The organism is uncultured Agitococcus sp. (genome assembly GCF_937920075.1).
In the GTDB taxonomy this organism is placed as follows: domain Bacteria; phylum Pseudomonadota; class Gammaproteobacteria; order Pseudomonadales; family Moraxellaceae; genus Agitococcus.
The window spans coordinates 1-1,212 of record NZ_CALETI010000416.1 but is presented as its reverse complement, the minus strand read 5'-3'; the positions used below and the strand labels follow the sequence as shown (position 1 = coordinate 1,212).

General features: G+C 41.5%; 1 protein-coding gene. It reads left to right on the top strand.

Annotated features, from left to right (window positions below):
• The coding region (locus Q0212_RS14290) for a hypothetical protein (protein WP_297926695.1) at positions 1-1,181 on the top strand (1,181 nt) is incomplete at its 5' end.
• Positions 1,182-1,212: the final 31 nt, after the last annotated feature.

The following is a 1,212-nucleotide window of genomic DNA, read 5'->3' as shown; positions in this document are numbered from 1 at the left end:
CAGAACGCGGCCAAAACTTACCAACACCTGATTTATTTGGCGAAAACATTTTAAAAGGTAATTTTGACGTAAGACGCGAGATGGTTAACCCTGCAATTGCACCTAAGCAGCCTGATATTAAAGATGTGCTTACGGCTCAATTCAACGCGGCTATGGCGGCGCAAGATGTTGAAACGGCTTTTGATGCGGCCAAGAAGTTAAAAGAGTTAGAAAAAAACCCTAATAAGTATTTTGGTGGATTGACTAAAGGTATTGACTCTAAAACTAACAAACCTTTATTTTTGGCCATGACAGAATCAGGCGTTGTACCTGTTGATGGTTATCAGCCGTATGAAGAGCCGAAAGACCCTAAAACATCACTTGTTAAAACAGATTTAGGTTTTGAAGTGGTAAAAGAGGGTGAGTTACCAAAGGGGCGACCTGTTGTTGCCGCTAAAGAGCCAAAAGCACCACCATTAAAAGAGATTACAGGCCGCGATGGTTCTGTAAATATAGTAAACATGGCAACGGGCGAAATAACACCCGTATTGGCCAATGGTAAGCCGTTTATCGCAAAAGATGACCCGCTAACATTGTTTACCAAAAAAGAAGAGTTTAAGTCTGAGTTAAAACAGCGCGAAACAGTCGCGCAAAAATACGCCGACGCTTCGGACGTTATTCCATTGTTAGATGGTTATATTGCTGATTTAGAAAAAACACCCGCAAATCTTTTAGCATCGACTTATTACAAGTTAAAAGGTTTGGCTTCTACGGATAATCCTGAGTTACAAGCCGTTACTGCTGCAAACCAAAAAGCCAAAACGTTAATCAATTACGCGCAAAAACAGCCTGGTCCATCTACCGACCGCGATGTAATGAATTATTTAGAACAGGTTGGCGTTGCATCGGACATCACTCAACCGAGAGATGCGCGTATTGCTGCTGCAAAGTCTGCTAAGGCTTACGCGGTAAGTATTCAACAAAAATACGGCTCTTATGCTAGTGATATTCTAAGCGGAAAAGTAACGCCCGATGAATTAAAAGCGCGTCAAGAATCTGTTAATAATGGCAGTCAAGCACCTGATTTATCAAAATTGCCAACGGCTAACATAGAAAAAGGTTCTGTCGCTAAAGACCCAAAAACAGGCAAGCCTATCGCAATGTTTAACGGTTCTAAGTGGATTCCGTGGGGAGGTAAATAATGGATTACATTATTGAACAGCCAAGCAAAAA